Here is a 16,758-nt window from a genome sequence, read left to right on the forward strand (position 1 = left end):
TGTTTTTTAGTATAGAGGATTTTGGTGCGGGCAATTTGGAAAGGCGTGTATATCTTGAATTTGTCTAAAATCATAATGTTTCATTGCAAATTGAGCTTGGTAAAGGTATTCGTAAACAAATAATTGATTATTTTGTACACCGCATAAAACGCCGGAAGTTCCTTGTCCATTTATGAGAGAAACACCAACAGGGTATCCGATTAAGTATGGTACTTTTTGCTGCCAATGCATAGGGGAAACACTCCTTTTGAGTTACTATACGAATTTACAAATGAATTGTAATTTATCCATGTAAATCTTAAACTGGAGGGTTTTAATAAAATGTCTAGAAGTCATTAATATGAATGAATTAATAAAAACCGCTATAATTCTAAATGAATTTATAGCGGTTTTATTAAAAATTTAAGCAAGCTTTTTACGTTTTTTTGCCCGCTTTTTTATTACGAAATATAAAATAATAAGAACAACCCCGCTAATAGCGAAAGATTGCACATACGGTCCAGCAATTTCATTAATATTCTCCCAGTTTTCACCTAGTTTTTCACCTAAATAAATGAAAATGATAGACCAAGGAATAATCGCAAGTCCTGTTAATGTAATGAAACGTGAAATTGGCATTTTTGTAATCCCGGCAGGAATTGATATCGCATGACGAACGACAGGAATGAAACGTGCAGTGAAAATTACGCCAGTTCCGTAACGACTAAACCAATCTTCAGCAGCATCAATTTGTTTTTTATGAATGAAAATATACTTTCCGTAACGTTCTAATACAGGGCGACCACCATATCGCCCAATCCAATAAACAAAAACTTGGGCAATAACGCCGCCAATTGTACCAAATATAACTGCGCCTACAAATGAGATACTTCCATTTGATACTAAGTAACCTGCATAAGCTAGGACAATCTCACTCGGGATAATCTCAATCATAAGTCCAAGCATTATGCCCCAATAACCTAATCCTTCAAAAAATGTTAATACGGAATGAATAAAACTACTTAACATTGTTGCACCTTCTAGTTCATAAGTTTTTTCAAGTAAAAGTTCTTTTTATTTAACAACATAAAAAGTTCACTATATGCAAATTATACCTTATTTAATGAATGTATTTCCATTTTAATACTTTGTATGTCTTGTATTAGTTTTCCTAGTATTTATAGTAAACGATATAAATTGAGTTTTCATGAAGAGAGAATGAAAGGAGTATTAAAAATTTCTCATATTTAAAGAGAAGGAAAGGACTAGAAGACTGAAAATTTTGTGTAATTATGTAAGTGTTGAATTTACAAAGGGGGAGAAGTTATGCGTTTTACAGATCCTATTTACGGACCAATTACTATTCACAATAGAGATATCATACGATTGATCGATACTAAAGCATTTCGAAGGTTGGCCTATATTAAACAACAAGGACATACATATTTTTGGTTCTGGTGCGAATAAATGATAGATTACAAAAACAAGAACGTTAGTTCTTGTTTTTAAAATGAATATTTTGTATGCTAAAAAAAGAAGTGATTTTTAGAGGAGGCGTTTGGATGTATCGACAAGTGGAGGATTTTTTAAAAGAATGGACAGTATCTGTAAAAGGGACAGTTAAAGTATTGCAGGCCGTAACAGATGAAAAATTAGGACAAAGTATTGTGGAGGGACATAGTGCACTTGGCTGGTTAGGCTGGCATTTGGTAGAAACAGCAGGTTATTTTAGTCATTTAGCTGGCTTAACTGTACCAATGATTGATCATAATGAACCAGTTCCAGCGACAGCAAGAGAAATTACAGTAGCTTACGAAAAAGTAGCAGAGGCAGTCAAGCAAGAGGTAGCCAAGCTATCAGATGAGGACTTGCTAACAGAAACAGGTATTGCGAGTCTCCCAACAAAAGGCGCAGTACTACGTTTCTTAATTGATCACCAAACACATCACCGCGGCCAGATGATGTTACTATTACGTCAAGCCGGCTTATCAGTACCGCCTGTAATGGATCCAACAAAAGAAATATAATAATGGCAGGGTTCTCTCCTGGTGGTAGTATTATTTAAAGTTAGACTTTTATTATGGGACTGCTTGGTTGGGTTGAGTTCGGTATTGTACTGAGCTCAAACCAACCAACAAAAAGTCCAAGTCCCCCATCGAGGACGTACACAAACTTCTCTTGCTCCTTTGCTTTTCCCCTTCATCTTCCACTGTACTATAATAAAAAAACTAAACTAGAGGTAGGTACGCACATGATTCAATTAACAAACCGCCAGGCACGACAATTTCTTTTGTTAAAACATGGACTTTTAGGTGACTATAAATTTAGCGGGAAGCAGGGCGTATTGGACTTTGTTCGGCAGGCTAGCTGTATTCAATACGATCCCATCGATGTTTGCGGAAAAAACGCCGAATTAGTGCTACAATCGCGAATCAAGGGATTTACTAAGGGCATGCTTGCTGAGTTGTTGTATGATGATAGAAGCCTTGTAGATTATCCCGACAAAAACCTAGCCATTATCCCTGTCGAGGATTGGCCGTATTTTGAGCGATACAGGAAAGCCGCCCGTCAGCATGCCGAACACTATCCCGAAATGGAAGTATTGACAACGCATGTACGGGATCATATCCAAAATCACGGTGTGCTAAGTTCAAGTGATTTAAAATTGAATGGAGACTTCTCTTGGCAATCGGCCATCCATTGGAGCGGCGGAAACAATACATCTCGTTCGGTATTGGAACAGATGTATTCAACGGGTGAGTTAATTATCCATCATAAAAAAGGAACGCGTAAATATTACGATATCGCCAAAAGGTACATCCAGCCAGATTTGCTGAATGCACCAGATCCGCTGGATGACGAGCTTGAGCACCTTAAGTGGCGGATACTGCGTCGAATTGGTTCTGTAGGTCTCTTATGGAATCGTGCATCAGATGCATGGTTGAACATATGGGGGTTGAAAGCAACACAGCGAAACGAAGCTTTCCGCCAGCTATTGTACGAATCTCGCATTGTTGCTGTCGCTGTTGAACAAACGAAGGATAAGTTGTACTGCCTCACAGAGGATTTACCGCTTATTGAAGCAGTTCTGCAAAATCAAGATCCGAAATTACGTTGTGAACTTATTGCCCCTCTTGATAATTTCATATGGGATAGAAAACTTATAAGCGAATTGTTTGACTTCGATTACACCTGGGAGATTTACACGCCTGCAAACAAACGAAAATTTGGCTATTACGTACTGCCTCTACTATATGGAGAGAACTTCATTGGACGAGCCGAGATAATCGCGGAGCGAAAAACTGGAACGCTCGTTATTAAAAACATCTGGTACGAGGACGGTGTGAAGCAAACAATACAATTGCGAACAGCCTTGAACAGTTGTTTCCGAAAGTTCGCGTTATTCAATGGGTGTGAGACGATTTCGGCAGAAGCTATGCATTAATATTTCCTGTGCTGTCCAGCAAATAATTATTTGCCTTGGCGGTTCTGGTGCAAAAACTATGAAGTATATGAAAATGGTCTATCAAATTTGGACATACTGATACTAGCACTCTAAAAACGACTTTCTTGTTAAATTGTTAAGTATCTTACATCGAGGGAAAACAAGCATAACCCTGTTCTCAATATACGACAGGGTTATGCTTGTTTTCGTCTTTAAAATTAAATACCTTTTTGTTATAAAAAAATAGAAGCAATTCTGCTTCTATTTTTTACGGCTTCACATCTAAATTTTGTAAAAATAACGTTGCTGAAACGTAGCGCTTCGCTAACATTTGTACATATGCGGTATGAACAGATAGGGTAGCGATAATAATAGCGTTACGAATTGCTTCGCGTTGTTCGTTATTGATTTGATCAAACTTGCTTGCGATTTTATCAGCTTTTTCTTTTACAATATTTTCGATCGTATGAATGGTATCTGTTGCATTTAGTTGTAAGCAGTTCCCTTGATTCAGTTCTTCAAATAAAGAAGAATAAGCTACATATAAATGAACAGGGTTAATTAAATCATCACTTCGATCGGCCGGGTCATTTACGATGAGTCGTAATAGTTTGCGAATGGATTCAAAATCAAGCGCTGTTTTTAAATCTTCGACAATGAATAGTAATGCTGCTTGTTCGATTGAGTATTTCTTCCCTTTTTGAGGGGAGCCAATCATTTCTTTTATATCTCGTTTCACCCAGTTTTGCATTGCAGTTACAGAGAAACTTGTGTTTTCAATCTGATTACCAAGCGCAACTATTTCATTTAAAGAAAAACCGACATCCGTATCATCGATTTTAATTAATTTTTCAAAAATAGGTGAAAGTGCGGTTGTAATAAAAGCTGTAACGCTTTGTCCGCTTTCAATATCTTTTTTATGTGACTTTGCCCAAGCTTCTTGTAAAATGCTAAGAGGCTTTTTCGGATTCCATCCTCTAAGTGATAGAAGGAGCGTTGCCATTTCGTTTCGTGTGAGATGAAATGTTTCCATCTTTTCACCTCCAAAATTATAAAAAGTTCTTATGAACTTATAATATGTTTTGTTTCATTTAAAGTCAATTCCGTTTTTCTTAATTTTTCCTTTGTTATGGAATTATTGTCGTAAGTAAATAATACTTGCATATTTCGACAAAAGTTCATATAATAAGTTCATAAGAACCTTTAAAAAGGTTTTAAAATAAATCTATCATTCTTGTTTTAAAAGAAAGGTAGATTTCACATATATCTATATAAAAGGAGAATGGATATAATATGTTGAAAAAACTTGTAGCAGTAATGACAGCATTCATGGTTATCTTTGGGGCTAGTAGCTTTATGTTCGTAAATCACGCGGAAGCGAAAAGTTACAAATCTGGTAAAAAATCATATACACCAAGTTCTGGTCAAAATTCAAAAGTTGATTTAAACAAAAAAGATTCTAATGTAAATTCACAAAAAACGACAACAGATTCAAAAACAAAAGCAACAAACACAGCACCAAAAAGTAATAAAGGTGGCTTTATGAAAGGCTTATTACTAGGTGGTCTTGGTGGTTTACTAATGGGTAGCTTATTTGCAAATATGGGAGCTCTTGGTTCTGTATTAGCGTTTATGGTAAATATGTTAGTAATGGCTGGTATTGTAATGTTAGCAGTTCGTGCATTTAAATACTTCAAGGATCAACGTAAGAAAAAGGCAGATGAAGTAGCATGGAAACAATAAAAATTTCTGAACAAGAGCTTATAAATGCGCTTTGTATATATATCGCTGAAAAAAGACAAGTTGGTCCAGAAGAAGTTTCAGTTGAACTAATGTATGATGATGACTACGGTTTCTCTGCAGAAGTAGAGGTAAATGGTCGCCAGCAAATATTAATTCAAGCGAACTTAATCGAAGCACTACGCTTACTACTTGATCGAGAATACAACGTCAATTCATTTGCAGCAAGATTGCAACTTGAATTAGATGATGAAGAAGGTATTTACGCATTAGCGAAATTTAATAACTCAGATGAGTAGTGAAAAGAGCTGTTGAGAGTAATCTCAGCAGCTCTTTTTAGTATGTGCATATGTAGAAGAATAATCATACCAAAGTTCATTCATCTTCCGTCTACCAACATCAATCATTGGATTAAATTGAATCGCTGCTTTTTGACGAACAGAGTGAACGTTTTGCATTGCTTGTTGTAATTGTTGGTCGACTACGTCACGTTTCTCACTTGCATGTTTAGCAATAGATAGACCCGCGACAGCTCCTTGCGCCATTGCGATTTTTCCGCTTTCAATTCCAGTAATATTTCCAGCTACAAATAAACCTGGAAGAGGGGTTTCCATTTCTTCTGAATGAAGCGGGACATGCCCGCCAAGTTCAGGAATGTAATGGAACGGACAACCAGCTACAGCGGCAAGCTCAGCAAGAGGGTATAAACCTCCGGCAATACAAACGAAGTCAGCCTCATATATCTTTTCTGATCCATTAATAATATTTCCTTTAGAATCAATATTAGCCACACGGACACCTTCAACTTGATCCGTTCCGATAATTTCAAGCGCAGCTTTACGAAGATGAAGCGGCGTCCCGTTTATTTTCATTCCGCTATTTGGATAGAAGGTTAATCCAGCTTTTCGAATCCAATCATATTTCATAAAACGGCTACCTATACGCAAAAAAGCAGAAGGAGCGAGGTGAGCCGCATTTAATAGTGAGTTCAAAACTTCTTCTGGTTCACCAGCTCTTTGGCTTAACTCACTTTTTTCAGGGAGTACAATATGATCCACTGTAATTCCAGCTAATTGCAGTTCATTTAAAATGGCGAAAGACAAAATATTAGCGCCAATAATGATTCCTTTTTTCCCAACTTGAACCCGGTGAACATTTGTCATAACTTGAGCTGCTCCAATTGACATAACTCCTGGAAGTGTCCAGCCAGGAAGGGGAATAGAATACTCAGCAGCCCCAGTAGCAATTAGTACGAACGGTGCTTCTAACGTACCGATATTTGTATGCACGAACCAAGAACTTTCATCTTTATCTAAATTATAGACGGAAACACCGCACCGAATATCGACTGAAAGGGATTTTGCTTCTTCGTGAAGGCGTTTGGATTCTTCTATTCCGTTCCACCATTCCCCAGTAGGCTCTTGATGCAACTGTCCTAACAATCTCCCGCCGGGCTTCATAAATTCATCAATAACAAGTACGTTAAGTCCAAAACGTGCACAAGAGATGGAAGCTGATAATCCTGCTGGTCCTGCACCAATAATAATTACATCGATCATCGCTTTTTCACCATCTCTCTCACGATATTTGGATGCTGTTTGCCGCTTTCAACAACCATATTGTTTTCCACTACAGTTAAGCAAGCTCGTACGTTCGTTTGATTGTTTACAGTCACGCGGCATTCAGAACAATGCCCGATATTACAATAAATACCTCGCGGCGTCCCGCTATCTTCATGCACTCTTAACGTTCTTATTCTGTTTGCAAGTAGAGCGGCCGCTATCGTTTCATGTTCATAGGCTTCATATTGTTGACCATTAAATTGAAAATTGATACGCTGACTACTATTTAAACTACCTAAAATAGGGTGATTTATAATTCTATTCATTTATTTTCACCTACCGCCCCAAAAGTAACTGCACGCACTGGTGGTTGATATTTTAATGGAATTTCATTTTGGGATATGTTAGGATTCGCATTTTCTACCATTCGTTCTATCGTCATTCTACATGTTCTGCCGCCGCAAAAACCCATACCAGCACGTGTTCTTAGTTTTAACTCACGAGCTGAGCAATTATATTCAGCAATTGTCGATTGAAGTTGTCCATATGTAACTTCTTCACAACGACAAACAATTAAATTCTCTTTATTCGTCATATGTATTCCTCCTCTAGTTCGGTTTACACAAATTATTATGCAATAACTATGCCAACATAGAGGAGGAGAAGGGGCTGCCCGTAAAAGCCCGATTGGTGAGGGCTGATAATCAAGTGGGGATGAACAAAACCCCCACTGATTAAAGTTTCACTTTATTGTAACCCCAGTCTTTTTAAGCGGTTATATAAAGTGGCCCTCGTTACCCCGAGTTGTTTCGCACATTCTAATTTATTACCATCTAAAATGCGTAAAGCTCTTTCAATTACCTTTTTCTCGTGCTCATCCATTTCTTCTTGTAAAGAAAGAATCATATTATTATTGCTGAGTAATAGGGAATGAGATGTTTTGTTCTCTAAAGTATCATTTGTATGAAACGGTAAATATTCTTGTTTTATAATGCCGTCTGTCGCAAATACGACGAGTCTTTCAACTACGTTGCGGAGCTCGCGAATATTACCGGGCCAATTGTAATGAAGCAGTTCATGCATAATGCTTGAAGGTAAGTCACGAATAGGCCTGTTATAGTTTATTGAAAAATCGTTTAAGAAGGAGTAGGTTAATTCGATAATATCCTCTCGTCTTTCGCGCAGTGGCGGAATGTGCAAGCTAACTACATTTAAGCGATAGTATAAATCTTCCCGGAAAGTTCCTTTTCTCATTTCTTCTTGTAAATCACGATTTGTAGCAGCGATAATGCGGAAATCGATATTAATTTCTTTTTCTCCACCAACTCGGTAATACTTTCGTTCTTGCAGTACACGCAAAAGTTTCACTTGCATATCGAGAGGCATTTCTCCAATCTCATCAAGGAATAAAGTACCGCCTTGCGCGAGCTCTATTTTCCCTTTCTTCCCTTTACTATTTGCACCAGAAAAGGCTCCACGTTCGTAACCAAATAATTCACTTTCAAATAACGCTTCAGGAATTGCACCGCAGTTAATTGAAATAAACGGGGCATTCGCTGTCTCACTTGCTTCATGAATTGCTTTCGCAAACACTTCTTTTCCAACTCCGCTTTCGCCGAGTATTAAAACCGTGGATTTCACTGAACAAACCTTTCTAGCTAATTGAATCGTTCGTTGTATAACAGGGCTTTTTCCATTCATCGCAAGGAAAGGATCGGATGTATCTTTATATTTTGCTACTTCTTGTTCTAATCGGTGCATTTCATGCGACATATTAAATAGTTTTTCATTCAAAGCGACTTGATTTGTAACATCAGTTTCAGAAACGACTGCTCCTATAATTTCATTGTTACAATAAACTGGATTTGAATTAATTAATACGAACAAATCCGGACGAGGCTGATGGAACTGGGCGATTATGCTTTTTCCGTCATGTAATGATTGTAAAATTTCCAAATCTTTATAATCAAAAAAATGTGTAATCGGTTGTCCGATAATTTCGTTATGTTTGACTGAAAAGATTTTTTCAGCGCCATCTGTCCACGTACGAACGCATTCTTTCTCATCAATGACGGTAACAGAAGAATCAGTCGTTTGAATGACAGTGTTATAAAAAGCTAGCAGATCATTGTAAGACTTATAAAGAAATGGAATCATTTGTTGAGCAGTTACACAGCATATAGGATCTAGATTTTCGTTCACAATTACAACTGCCGAATTGTTAGAAAAAGCTTCGATTAACGTAGTGAAAGAGTCCTCTTCATAAATAACTGCGCAACTACATTCTTCAGTAGATGAAGGAAGGTAATAAAAATTTTTACCTTCCTGTTTCATGTGCTGAATGGTGCTTGTACGATCAATTGATAAAATTTTTATAAACTCTTTTATTGTTGGAAATGAAAATGTCATAGCGTCCTCCTGGTATGTATAAAAATTTAGACAGTGATAAAGAAATAATACACCTATTTACGATAAATTTAAAATATTTTTACAAATAAAAATTATTTCATATAAATAGTTCTGTATGTAGAGTTGGCACACCAATTGCATAAATAAAAAGTGAGAGATTTAGGAGAAAGGAGGAGTGCTATATATGAGGCACTGTGACGTTTTAATAATAGGCGGTGGAATTATAGGATGTTCTATCGCTTATTACACTTCAAAATACGGAAGAGACGTAACGATCATTGAAAAAGGAGAATTTGTCAGTGGAACGTCTTCACGGTGTGACGGGAATATTTTAGCGATTGATAAAGACCCAGGGTTTGATAGCCAAATGTCGTTAGTAAGTCAAAAATTAGTAACAGAACTAAGTGAAGAGTTGGAGCACTCATTTGAATATAGGGCGCCAGGAAGCATTCTCGTTTGTGAATCAGACGAAGAAATGGAGGCAGCACAGCAATGGGTAAATCGTCAAAAAGAAGCTGGATTACCGTTTCGAATGCTTGATAGGCAAGATATAAAAGAAGAATCACCATTTTTTGCAGATGATTTATTGGGTGGTTTAGAATGCGCAACTGATTCGACTGTAAATCCATATCTTCTTGCTTTTTCACTTCTTGCAGAATCGAAGAAATTTGGTACAAAAGCTTTTAATCATACAGAAGTGAAAGAAATAAAAAGAGATATAGACGGTTCCTTTATTGTAGAAACGACAAATGGAACGTTTACTGCGAAACAAGTTGTGAACGCAGCCGGTGTGTGGGCTCCTAAAATCGGACAGATGTTAGATGTGAATATACCAATCGAACCGAGAAAAGGGCATATTATTGTAGCTTCAAGGCAACAACACGTAGGTTACCGTAAAGTAATGGAATTTGGTTATTTGATTTCTAAATTTGGTGGAAAACGAAAAGTGGATGCTTTAACTGAAAAGTACGGGGTGGCACTTGTATTTGAACCGACAGAAAGCCAAAATTTTTTAATTGGTAGTAGTAGAGAGTTTGTAGGCTTTCATACGAGGATAAATAACGAGGTTATTAAATGTATTGCGAACAGAGCGATTCGTTTTTATCCGAAAATGGCAGATATGATGGTGATTCGCTCATATGCTGGATTACGCCCGTGGACAGAAGATCATTTGCCAATCATTTCACGAGTGGAACATATTCCGAATTATTTTATTGCAGCAGGACATGAAGGTGATGGGATTAGTCTTGCAGCAGTAACCGGGAAAGTAATTGAAGAGTTATTAAATGACAAAGAAACAATCATTCCTATTGAACAACTTCGTTTGAGTCGTTTTACAGAAAGGGTGTTAAACGGATGAGGTCACAAAGAGTCTTTACGACGATTGATACACATACGGGCGGGAATCCAACGAGGACATTAATTAGCGGACTTCCTAAGTTAATTGGAGAGACGATGGCAGAGAAGATGTTACATATGAAAAAGGAGTATGACTGGATTCGGAAATTGTTAATGAATGAGCCACGTGGTCATGATGTAATGTCAGGAGCGCTATTAACAGATCCGTGTCATCCTGAAGCTGATATAGGTGTTATATACATAGAGACAGGTGGATACTTGCCGATGTGTGGCCACGATACAATTGGTGTATGTACAGCTTTAGTTGAATCAGGTTTAATTCCGGTAGTTGAACCGGTCACTTCTTTAAAGTTAGACACGCCAGCTGGCTTAGTTGAAGTAGATATTTCTGTTCAAGATGGGAAAGCGAAAGAAGTCTCCTTCTGTAACATACCAGCTTTTTTACTGAAAAATATTTCTGTACACGTCGAAGAAGTTGGAACTGTAGAGGCTGATATTGCGTATGGAGGGAATTTTTATGCCATTATCGATGCGAAGTCAGTAGGTCTAGAGTTAGTACCAGAAAACGCATCTACAATCATTGATAAGGCGATTCATATTAGAAATACAATTAATGAGAAGTTTGAAATCATTCATCCAGAGTATTCGTTTATAAGAGGATTAACACATATTGAATTTTACACAGATCCTACTCATGAAAGTGCGCATGTGAAAAATACAGTTGTTGTTCCACCAGGGGGAATTGATCGATCTCCATGTGGTACAGGAACATCAGCGAAGTTAGCTGTATTATACGCTCATAAAAAAATCGACATTGATGAAGAATTCGTTCATGAGAGTATTGTAGGTTCTCTATTTAAAGGGTGTGTCATGAATACAACATATGTCGAAAATATTGAAGCTGTAGTAACGAAAATTACGGGATCCGCTTGGCTTATGGGTATGCATAGATTTTTTTACAATGAAAAGGATCCACTTAAAGAAGGATTTTTGCTAATTCCGCCGATGGAACATGAAACGGAGGATGTAAAATGAACATTCAAAAAATGTATACAGCAGTAGACGTACACGTAAATGGCGAGGCATTTCGTGTAATGAAAGACGTACCATGCAAATACTACTACAGTTTGGAGCAATTAAACGAACAATTTTCAGGTGAATTAGCAGAAGAAATGAAACTTTTATTAAATGAACCACGTGGTTTTATCGGTTTAAATGGATGTATTGTCGTTCCTTCTATTCATAATGAAGTGGATGCAGCTGTATTGTTTTTTAATCATGAAGGATCTATTCCTCTTCATTACGGAGGTATTGTCGCAGTAATAACGATGTTACTAGAAAGCGGGTATTTAAAAAAGAGAGAGTCTAATCAATACAAAATCGAAACGCTATCTGGAATATTTTCAGTGGATGCATATGTAGAGAATGATGAAGTTGTATCTGTTTCGTTTGAAAGCAAACTATGTTATATGATTGAGAAAAATTTAAAGGTTGGTAATATAAGTTACTCTCTCATACAGGCAGATAAAGTATATGCAGTTGTAGAAAAGGATACGTATTCGCCAGAAATCAGTATTGAAAACATCTCTAAATTAAAAAAATGGGGTGAAGCTACACTTCAATCTATACAAAAACAGTCATTAATAAAAAGACTTATTTTAGTAGATTCTATGCAAAAAGAAAAGAACCATATAAAGTCGATTACATTTCATGAAGATAACTTTATAGTACGTTCGCCGGGTTTTGTTTCTACTATTGTGTCTTATGTTCATACATTATTTAAAAATGATTATATAGCGGATAAACCTTTTAGAAATGAAAGTATTTTTAATAGCTTTATAACAGTAGAAAAAGTGAAGAAAGAAGAACTCGGATACATTTTTCGATTTGAAAGTAGAGGGTTTATTACAGGTATGCAAATATTTATATTAGATCCTACTGATCCGTTTCCAACAGGTTTCTTATTAAAATAATATGTTAAAGGGAGAGATAAAGATGCAAAAAATTAAAGGGGCATTTCCAGTATTAATAACACCGATGGATGAATTTCAAGAGATTGATTGGAAAGGCGTAAAACAAAACGTAAACTACTTTATTGAGCAAAAGGTAGCTGGAATTATTATTAATGGAAGTACGGGGGAATTTGTTAGTTTATCAAAAGAAGAACGATTTAACATGGTAGAAACAGTATTAAAAGAAGTTGATGGCCGTATTCCAGTTATTGTTGGAACTGCTGCGGAGACGACGAAAGAAACGATTGAATATACGAAACATGCAGAAGCGCACGGAGCAGATTGTGCATTAATTATAAACTCGTATTATTGTAAACCGAAAGAAGAGGAAATCTATTTTCATTTTAAAGAAATCTCAAACGCTGTAAATATACCAATTATGCTATATAATAACCCATTTACTTCTGGTGTTGATATGAGTACAGAGCTAATGCTCCGTATTGGAAAAGAATGTGAAAATGTTACACATATTAAAGAATCTAGCGGAGATATTCGAAAAGCGAGAGATTTAGTAAGACAAGGCGAAGGTGCTTTTCAAGTCTTCTGTGGGTCTGAAGATTTAGTTATGGAATCTTATTTAGTTGGTGCCTCGGGATGGGTTTCGGTAGCAGGAAATATCGTTCCAGGTCTCGTTACGAAAATGTATGAGCATTTTCAAAATGGTGAATTAGAAAAAGCGTGGGAAATGAACGATGCTATTTTACCACTTTGCGAGTTTCTTGAAGGATCAGGGAAATATGTACAAATCGTTAAACGTTCAATGGAACTACACGGGCAAGTTGGCGGACCTTCTCGTTATCCGAGACTCGGATTAACTGAAGAGGAAGATCAAAAGCTTCAAACGATTTTATCAAAAATTGCAGCTCATGCAGCTGTTTAAACAAGGAGGAGAGCATATATGTTAACGACAAACATTGAGTTGAAACCAAAAGTGAAAGCGTTTTTAAATGAAGAAATTAAAATGTTTATTAATGGCGAATTTGTTCCTTCTATTAGTGGAAAGACATTTGAAACATACAATCCAGCGACAGAAGATGTGCTAGCCGTCGTATGTGAAGCACAAGAAGAAGATATTGATATCGCAGTAAAAGCGGCGAGATTTGCTTTTGAATCAGGCCCGTGGGCAGAGATGACTACTGCTGAAAGAGCACATCTTATTTATAAATTAGCAGATTTAATTGAAGAGCATAGAGAAGAATTAGCACAGCTAGAAGCTTTAGACAATGGAAAACCATATCAAGTAGCACTGGATGATGATATTTCAGCAACTGTAGAAAATTATCGTTATTACGCCGGATGGGCTACAAAAATTATCGGGCAAACAATTCCGATTTCAAAAGATTATTTAAATTACACACGCCATGAACCGGTTGGTGTTGTAGGTCAAATTATTCCATGGAATTTTCCGCTCGTTATGTCTTCTTGGAAAATGGGAGCCGCTCTTGCGACAGGTTGTACGATTGTATTAAAACCAGCAGAGCAAACACCTTTATCTTTACTATATACAGCGAAGCTTTTTAAAGAAGCTGGTTTTCCAAACGGTGTTGTAAACTTTGTACCAGGTTTCGGCCAAGAAGCAGGAGCTGCAATTGTAAACCATCATGATATTGATAAAGTAGCTTTCACAGGTTCAACAGTTACAGGGAAATATATTATGCTTCAATCTGCAGAAACAATTAAACATGTAACACTAGAACTTGGTGGTAAGTCACCAAACATCATTTTAGAAGATGCTGACTTAGAAGAAGCGATTAACGGTGCGTTCCAAGGAATTATGTATAATCATGGTCAAAATTGTAGCGCAGGATCTCGAGTTTTCGTTCATCGAAAGCACTATGAAACAGTCGTAAATGAACTTGTAAAAATGGCAAATGAAGTGAAGCTTGGGGCAGGTATGGAGGCGGAAACTGAAATGGGACCGCTCGTATCTAAAAAACAACAAGAGCGTGTGCTAAATTACATTGAACAAGGAAAAGCTGAAGGTGCTACTGTTGCAGCTGGCGGTGAACGTGCATTTGAAAAAGGTTATTTTGTACAGCCAACCGTATTCACAAATGTTACTGATGATATGACAATTGTTAAGGAAGAAATCTTTGGACCAGTTGTCGTTGTACTTCCATTTGACTCGACAGAAGAAGTAATTGAAAGAGCGAATCGCTCTTCATATGGGCTTGCTGCGGGTGTATGGACACAAAATATTAAAACAGGACATCAAGTTGCCAATAAATTAAAGGCAGGAACAGTGTGGATTAATGATTATAACTTAGAAAATGCTGCTGCACCATTTGGTGGATATAAGCAATCTGGTGTTGGACGGGAATTAGGTTCATACGCCCTTGATAACTATACAGAAGTGAAAAGTGTTTGGGTAAATATTAAGTGATACTCTATTCAGTCGGGAGTCTTTTCATCCCTGCTGAATAGTAGTTGAACCAATCAGGCATTTACGGGTAGGTGATTTTCCACCTTACTTCCTTTGTGTTCAACGCATGAGGTGGGAATCATACTACCCACAAATAGCGGGATAAAAGAATGATGAAATATAGTAAGAGATGCGGACAACTGGTAGGTAGGATAAAGGTTGTCCTTTTTCTTATATATAAAATTGCTTTTTCAAAAGAATTATAAGGGGGATTTGGATGGAGAAATTAGTAGAATGGTTAGTAGGGCAAGTATGGAGTATTGGTTTAGTTGTTTTTGCATTAGGAGCAGGAGTGTATTTTACAATTGCAACTCGTTTTTTACAAATTCGTTATTTTAAAGAGATGATTAAACTATTATTTGAAGGAAAGAGCTCAGAGACTGGGATATCATCCTTTCAAGCATTTTGTTTGGCGTTATCAGGTAGGGTTGGAATAGGGAATATCGCAGGGGTCGCGACAGCTATCGCTTTTGGCGGACCTGGAGCTGTATTTTGGATGTGGATGATGGCTCTATTAGGAGCGGCTAGTGCATTTGTTGAATCAACATTAGCACAAGTATATAAAAGTAAAGTAGGAAATGAATACCGCGGTGGTACACCATATTTCATTGAAAAAGGTTTGAAAATGAAATGGTTTGCGGTCGTTGTAGCAGTGGTTGTAACACTTTCATATGGCGTTTTATTACCAGGGATTCAATCAAGTAGTATCGCGGTTGGATTTGAAAACTCTTCTGGCATTAGTAAATATATAACTGGTATATTTTTAGTTGTATTATTGGCAGCGATTATTTTTGGTGGAGTAAAGAGAATTGCAGGCGTTTCACAAATGTTAGTTCCATTTATGGCAATTGGGTATGTAATTGTTACATGTATCGTATTAATTGCGAATGTAACGGAAATTCCAAGTATGTTTGCTTTAATTTTCTCAAGTGCATTTGGTGTAAATGAAATGTTTGGAGGAATCGTTGGGGCAGCTATTGCATGGGGAGTAAAGCGTGCAGTATTTTCAAACGTTGCGGGTGTAGGAGAAGCAACATATAGTTCTGCAGCTGCTGAAGTATCGCATCCTGCAAAACAAGGGTTAGTTCAAGCGTTTTCTGTATATATCGATACAATTGTAGTATGTACAGCGACAGCTCTCATGATTTTAATAACAGGTATGTATAATGTTATACCTGAAGGGAAAAGCGCTATTGTACAGAATATAGGAAATGTGGAAGCAGGTCCAATTTATACACAACAAGCAGTTGAAACTGTTATGACTGGATTTGGTCCGATATTTATTTCAATCGCAATCTTCTTCTTCGCATTTACAACTTTACTCGCTTACTACTATATCGCTGAAACGACGCTTACTTATTTAGATGGTGGGCTCAAATATAGTTGGTTAAAACCAGTATTAAAAATTGGATTTTTAATTATGGTATACATCGGTAGTGTAGAATCAGCTTCGTTCTTATGGAACCTTGGAGATTTAGGAATTGGTAGTATGGCATGGTTAAACCTTATAGCAATCCTATTGTTAAGCAAAACTGCATTAAAAGTGTTAAAAGACTATGAAACGCAGAAAAAAGAAGGGAAAGATCCGGTTTTCGATCCTAAAAAAGTAGGAATTGAAGGTTTAACGATTTGGGAAGAGCGGAGTAAAGAGGTTGAAAGGAAAAGTTCAAAAGAAAAAGTGTCAGTAGATAATGGGCTGAAACTGTAGACGTGCAAATTTAAAAGTAAAATAAACTGAAAATTCATTATATTTTTAAAGTAAATATTTGTATATGTCCTTCATTTTATCTCATACTAAAGTAAGTGTGAATAAAATGAATGGAGGATATA

Annotated in this window: 17 protein-coding genes and 1 pseudogene; 11 read left to right on the forward strand and 7 right to left on the reverse strand. The window is 36.8% G+C overall.

The window, feature by feature from the left end; genetic code table 11:
* Positions 1-6 precede the first annotated feature (6 nt).
* Positions 7-231, reverse strand: a complete 225-nt coding sequence (locus tag ACE38F_RS14455; protein WP_215553348.1) for a hypothetical protein — start codon at positions 229-231, stop codon at positions 7-9.
* Positions 232-402: 171 nt separating this feature from the next.
* A complete protein-coding gene (uptA, locus tag ACE38F_RS14460) occupies positions 403-1,008 on the reverse strand; it encodes an undecaprenyl phosphate transporter UptA (protein WP_215553347.1) in 606 nt (201 codons plus the stop codon).
* Positions 1,009-1,305: 297 nt separating this feature from the next.
* Here uptA and ACE38F_RS14465 point away from each other — a divergent pair.
* From ACE38F_RS14465 to ACE38F_RS14475, 3 genes and pseudogenes are all read left to right on the forward strand, one after another.
* A pseudogene (locus ACE38F_RS14465) lies at positions 1,306-1,428 on the forward strand (HD domain-containing protein); the annotation flags it as partial.
* Positions 1,429-1,541: 113 nt separating this feature from the next.
* Positions 1,542-2,006: a DinB family protein gene (locus ACE38F_RS14470; protein WP_375368922.1), complete on the forward strand. Its 465-nt coding sequence runs from the start codon at positions 1,542-1,544 to the stop codon at positions 2,004-2,006.
* 224 nt (positions 2,007-2,230) lie between these two features.
* Complete coding sequence (locus tag ACE38F_RS14475; RefSeq protein WP_375368923.1) at positions 2,231-3,424, forward strand: winged helix-turn-helix domain-containing protein; 1,194 nt, start codon at positions 2,231-2,233, stop codon at positions 3,422-3,424.
* 268 nt (positions 3,425-3,692) lie between these two features.
* On the opposite strand, the gene ACE38F_RS14480 is transcribed toward ACE38F_RS14475, so the two are convergent.
* Positions 3,693-4,457, reverse strand: coding sequence for a DUF1836 domain-containing protein (locus tag ACE38F_RS14480; protein WP_002110340.1), 765 nt, complete (start codon positions 4,455-4,457; stop codon positions 3,693-3,695).
* A gap of 260 nt (positions 4,458-4,717) precedes the next feature.
* On the opposite strand from ACE38F_RS14480, the gene ACE38F_RS14485 reads away from it, so the two are divergent.
* On the forward strand, positions 4,718-5,167 hold the full coding sequence (locus ACE38F_RS14485) for a hypothetical protein (protein WP_002012966.1): 450 nt from the start codon (positions 4,718-4,720) through the stop codon (positions 5,165-5,167).
* Positions 5,155-5,463 (forward strand): YxcD family protein, encoded by a 309-nt coding sequence (locus ACE38F_RS14490; protein ID WP_002110338.1) that lies wholly within the window; start codon positions 5,155-5,157, stop codon positions 5,461-5,463. Before ACE38F_RS14485 ends, ACE38F_RS14490 begins: the two co-directional genes overlap by 13 nt.
* A 24-nt stretch (positions 5,464-5,487) precedes the next feature.
* On the opposite strand, the gene ACE38F_RS14495 is transcribed toward ACE38F_RS14490, so the two are convergent.
* The 4 genes from ACE38F_RS14495 to ACE38F_RS14510 form a co-directional block, all read right to left on the reverse strand.
* Positions 5,488-6,723: an NAD(P)/FAD-dependent oxidoreductase gene (locus ACE38F_RS14495; protein WP_375368924.1), complete on the reverse strand. Its 1,236-nt coding sequence runs from the start codon at positions 6,721-6,723 to the stop codon at positions 5,488-5,490.
* Positions 6,720-7,052 carry a (2Fe-2S)-binding protein gene (locus ACE38F_RS14500; RefSeq protein WP_375368925.1) on the reverse strand — a complete coding sequence of 111 codons (333 nt, stop codon included), beginning with the start codon at positions 7,050-7,052 and terminating at the stop codon, positions 6,720-6,722. Before ACE38F_RS14500 ends, ACE38F_RS14495 begins: the two co-directional genes overlap by 4 nt.
* Positions 7,049-7,321 carry a (2Fe-2S)-binding protein gene (locus tag ACE38F_RS14505; protein WP_375368926.1) on the reverse strand — a complete coding sequence of 91 codons (273 nt, stop codon included), beginning with the start codon at positions 7,319-7,321 and terminating at the stop codon, positions 7,049-7,051. Before ACE38F_RS14505 ends, ACE38F_RS14500 begins: the two co-directional genes overlap by 4 nt.
* A gap of 152 nt (positions 7,322-7,473) precedes the next feature.
* Entirely contained in the window at positions 7,474-9,135 is a 1,662-nt protein-coding gene (locus tag ACE38F_RS14510) for a sigma-54 interaction domain-containing protein (protein ID WP_375368927.1), read from the reverse strand.
* A 184-nt stretch (positions 9,136-9,319) separates the two neighbouring features.
* Here ACE38F_RS14510 and ACE38F_RS14515 point away from each other — a divergent pair, with 184 nt between their 5' ends.
* The 6 genes from ACE38F_RS14515 to ACE38F_RS14540 all read left to right on the forward strand — a co-directional run bounded on the left by ACE38F_RS14515 (position 9,320) and on the right by ACE38F_RS14540 (position 16,636).
* On the forward strand, positions 9,320-10,495 hold the full coding sequence (locus ACE38F_RS14515; protein ID WP_375368928.1) for an NAD(P)/FAD-dependent oxidoreductase: 1,176 nt from the start codon (positions 9,320-9,322) through the stop codon (positions 10,493-10,495).
* Positions 10,492-11,529, forward strand: a complete 1,038-nt coding sequence (locus ACE38F_RS14520) for a proline racemase family protein (protein ID WP_078182060.1) — start codon at positions 10,492-10,494, stop codon at positions 11,527-11,529. The genes ACE38F_RS14515 and ACE38F_RS14520 overlap by 4 nt, the downstream gene beginning before the upstream one ends.
* A complete protein-coding gene (locus ACE38F_RS14525; RefSeq protein ID WP_375368929.1) occupies positions 11,526-12,467 on the forward strand; it encodes a proline racemase family protein in 942 nt (313 codons plus the stop codon). The genes ACE38F_RS14520 and ACE38F_RS14525 overlap by 4 nt, the downstream gene beginning before the upstream one ends.
* Positions 12,468-12,489: 22 nt before the next feature.
* A complete protein-coding gene (gene dapA, locus ACE38F_RS14530; RefSeq protein ID WP_098498402.1) occupies positions 12,490-13,386 on the forward strand; it encodes a 4-hydroxy-tetrahydrodipicolinate synthase in 897 nt (298 codons plus the stop codon).
* An 18-nt stretch (positions 13,387-13,404) separates the two neighbouring features.
* Positions 13,405-14,889, forward strand: a complete 1,485-nt coding sequence (locus tag ACE38F_RS14535; protein WP_375368930.1) for an aldehyde dehydrogenase family protein — start codon at positions 13,405-13,407, stop codon at positions 14,887-14,889.
* Positions 14,890-15,145: 256 nt separating this feature from the next.
* Positions 15,146-16,636, forward strand: a complete 1,491-nt coding sequence (locus tag ACE38F_RS14540; protein WP_375368931.1) for an alanine/glycine:cation symporter family protein — start codon at positions 15,146-15,148, stop codon at positions 16,634-16,636.
* Positions 16,637-16,758 lie beyond the last annotated feature (122 nt).

This window comes from Bacillus altaicus (assembly GCF_042136375.2).
In the GTDB taxonomy this organism is placed as follows: domain Bacteria; phylum Bacillota; class Bacilli; order Bacillales; family Bacillaceae_G; genus Bacillus_A; species Bacillus_A cereus_U.

What these genes read in the sequence shown, in the direction of transcription:
- uptA (WP_215553347.1), bottom strand. Translation starts at nt 1,008, where the DNA reads ATGTTAAGTAGTTTTATTCATTCCGTATTAACATTTTTTGAAGGATTA.
- ACE38F_RS14500 (WP_375368925.1), bottom strand. Translation starts at nt 7,052, where the DNA reads ATGAATAGAATTATAAATCACCCTATTTTAGGTAGTTTAAATAGTAGT.
- ACE38F_RS14495 (WP_375368924.1), bottom strand. Translation starts at nt 6,723, where the DNA reads ATGATCGATGTAATTATTATTGGTGCAGGACCAGCAGGATTATCAGCT.
- ACE38F_RS14510 (WP_375368927.1), bottom strand. Translation starts at nt 9,135, where the DNA reads ATGACATTTTCATTTCCAACAATAAAAGAGTTTATAAAAATTTTATCA.
- ACE38F_RS14480 (WP_002110340.1), bottom strand. Translation starts at nt 4,457, where the DNA reads ATGGAAACATTTCATCTCACACGAAACGAAATGGCAACGCTCCTTCTA.
- ACE38F_RS14535 (WP_375368930.1), top strand. Translation starts at nt 13,405, where the DNA reads ATGTTAACGACAAACATTGAGTTGAAACCAAAAGTGAAAGCGTTTTTA.
- ACE38F_RS14455 (WP_215553348.1), bottom strand. Translation starts at nt 231, where the DNA reads ATGCATTGGCAGCAAAAAGTACCATACTTAATCGGATACCCTGTTGGT.
- ACE38F_RS14485 (WP_002012966.1), top strand. Translation starts at nt 4,718, where the DNA reads ATGTTGAAAAAACTTGTAGCAGTAATGACAGCATTCATGGTTATCTTT.
- ACE38F_RS14475 (WP_375368923.1), top strand. Translation starts at nt 2,231, where the DNA reads ATGATTCAATTAACAAACCGCCAGGCACGACAATTTCTTTTGTTAAAA.
- ACE38F_RS14470 (WP_375368922.1), top strand. Translation starts at nt 1,542, where the DNA reads ATGTATCGACAAGTGGAGGATTTTTTAAAAGAATGGACAGTATCTGTA.
- ACE38F_RS14505 (WP_375368926.1), bottom strand. Translation starts at nt 7,321, where the DNA reads ATGACGAATAAAGAGAATTTAATTGTTTGTCGTTGTGAAGAAGTTACA.
- ACE38F_RS14515 (WP_375368928.1), top strand. Translation starts at nt 9,320, where the DNA reads ATGAGGCACTGTGACGTTTTAATAATAGGCGGTGGAATTATAGGATGT.
- ACE38F_RS14540 (WP_375368931.1), top strand. Translation starts at nt 15,146, where the DNA reads ATGGAGAAATTAGTAGAATGGTTAGTAGGGCAAGTATGGAGTATTGGT.
- ACE38F_RS14525 (WP_375368929.1), top strand. Translation starts at nt 11,526, where the DNA reads ATGAACATTCAAAAAATGTATACAGCAGTAGACGTACACGTAAATGGC.
- ACE38F_RS14520 (WP_078182060.1), top strand. Translation starts at nt 10,492, where the DNA reads ATGAGGTCACAAAGAGTCTTTACGACGATTGATACACATACGGGCGGG.
- ACE38F_RS14490 (WP_002110338.1), top strand. Translation starts at nt 5,155, where the DNA reads ATGGAAACAATAAAAATTTCTGAACAAGAGCTTATAAATGCGCTTTGT.
- dapA (WP_098498402.1), top strand. Translation starts at nt 12,490, where the DNA reads ATGCAAAAAATTAAAGGGGCATTTCCAGTATTAATAACACCGATGGAT.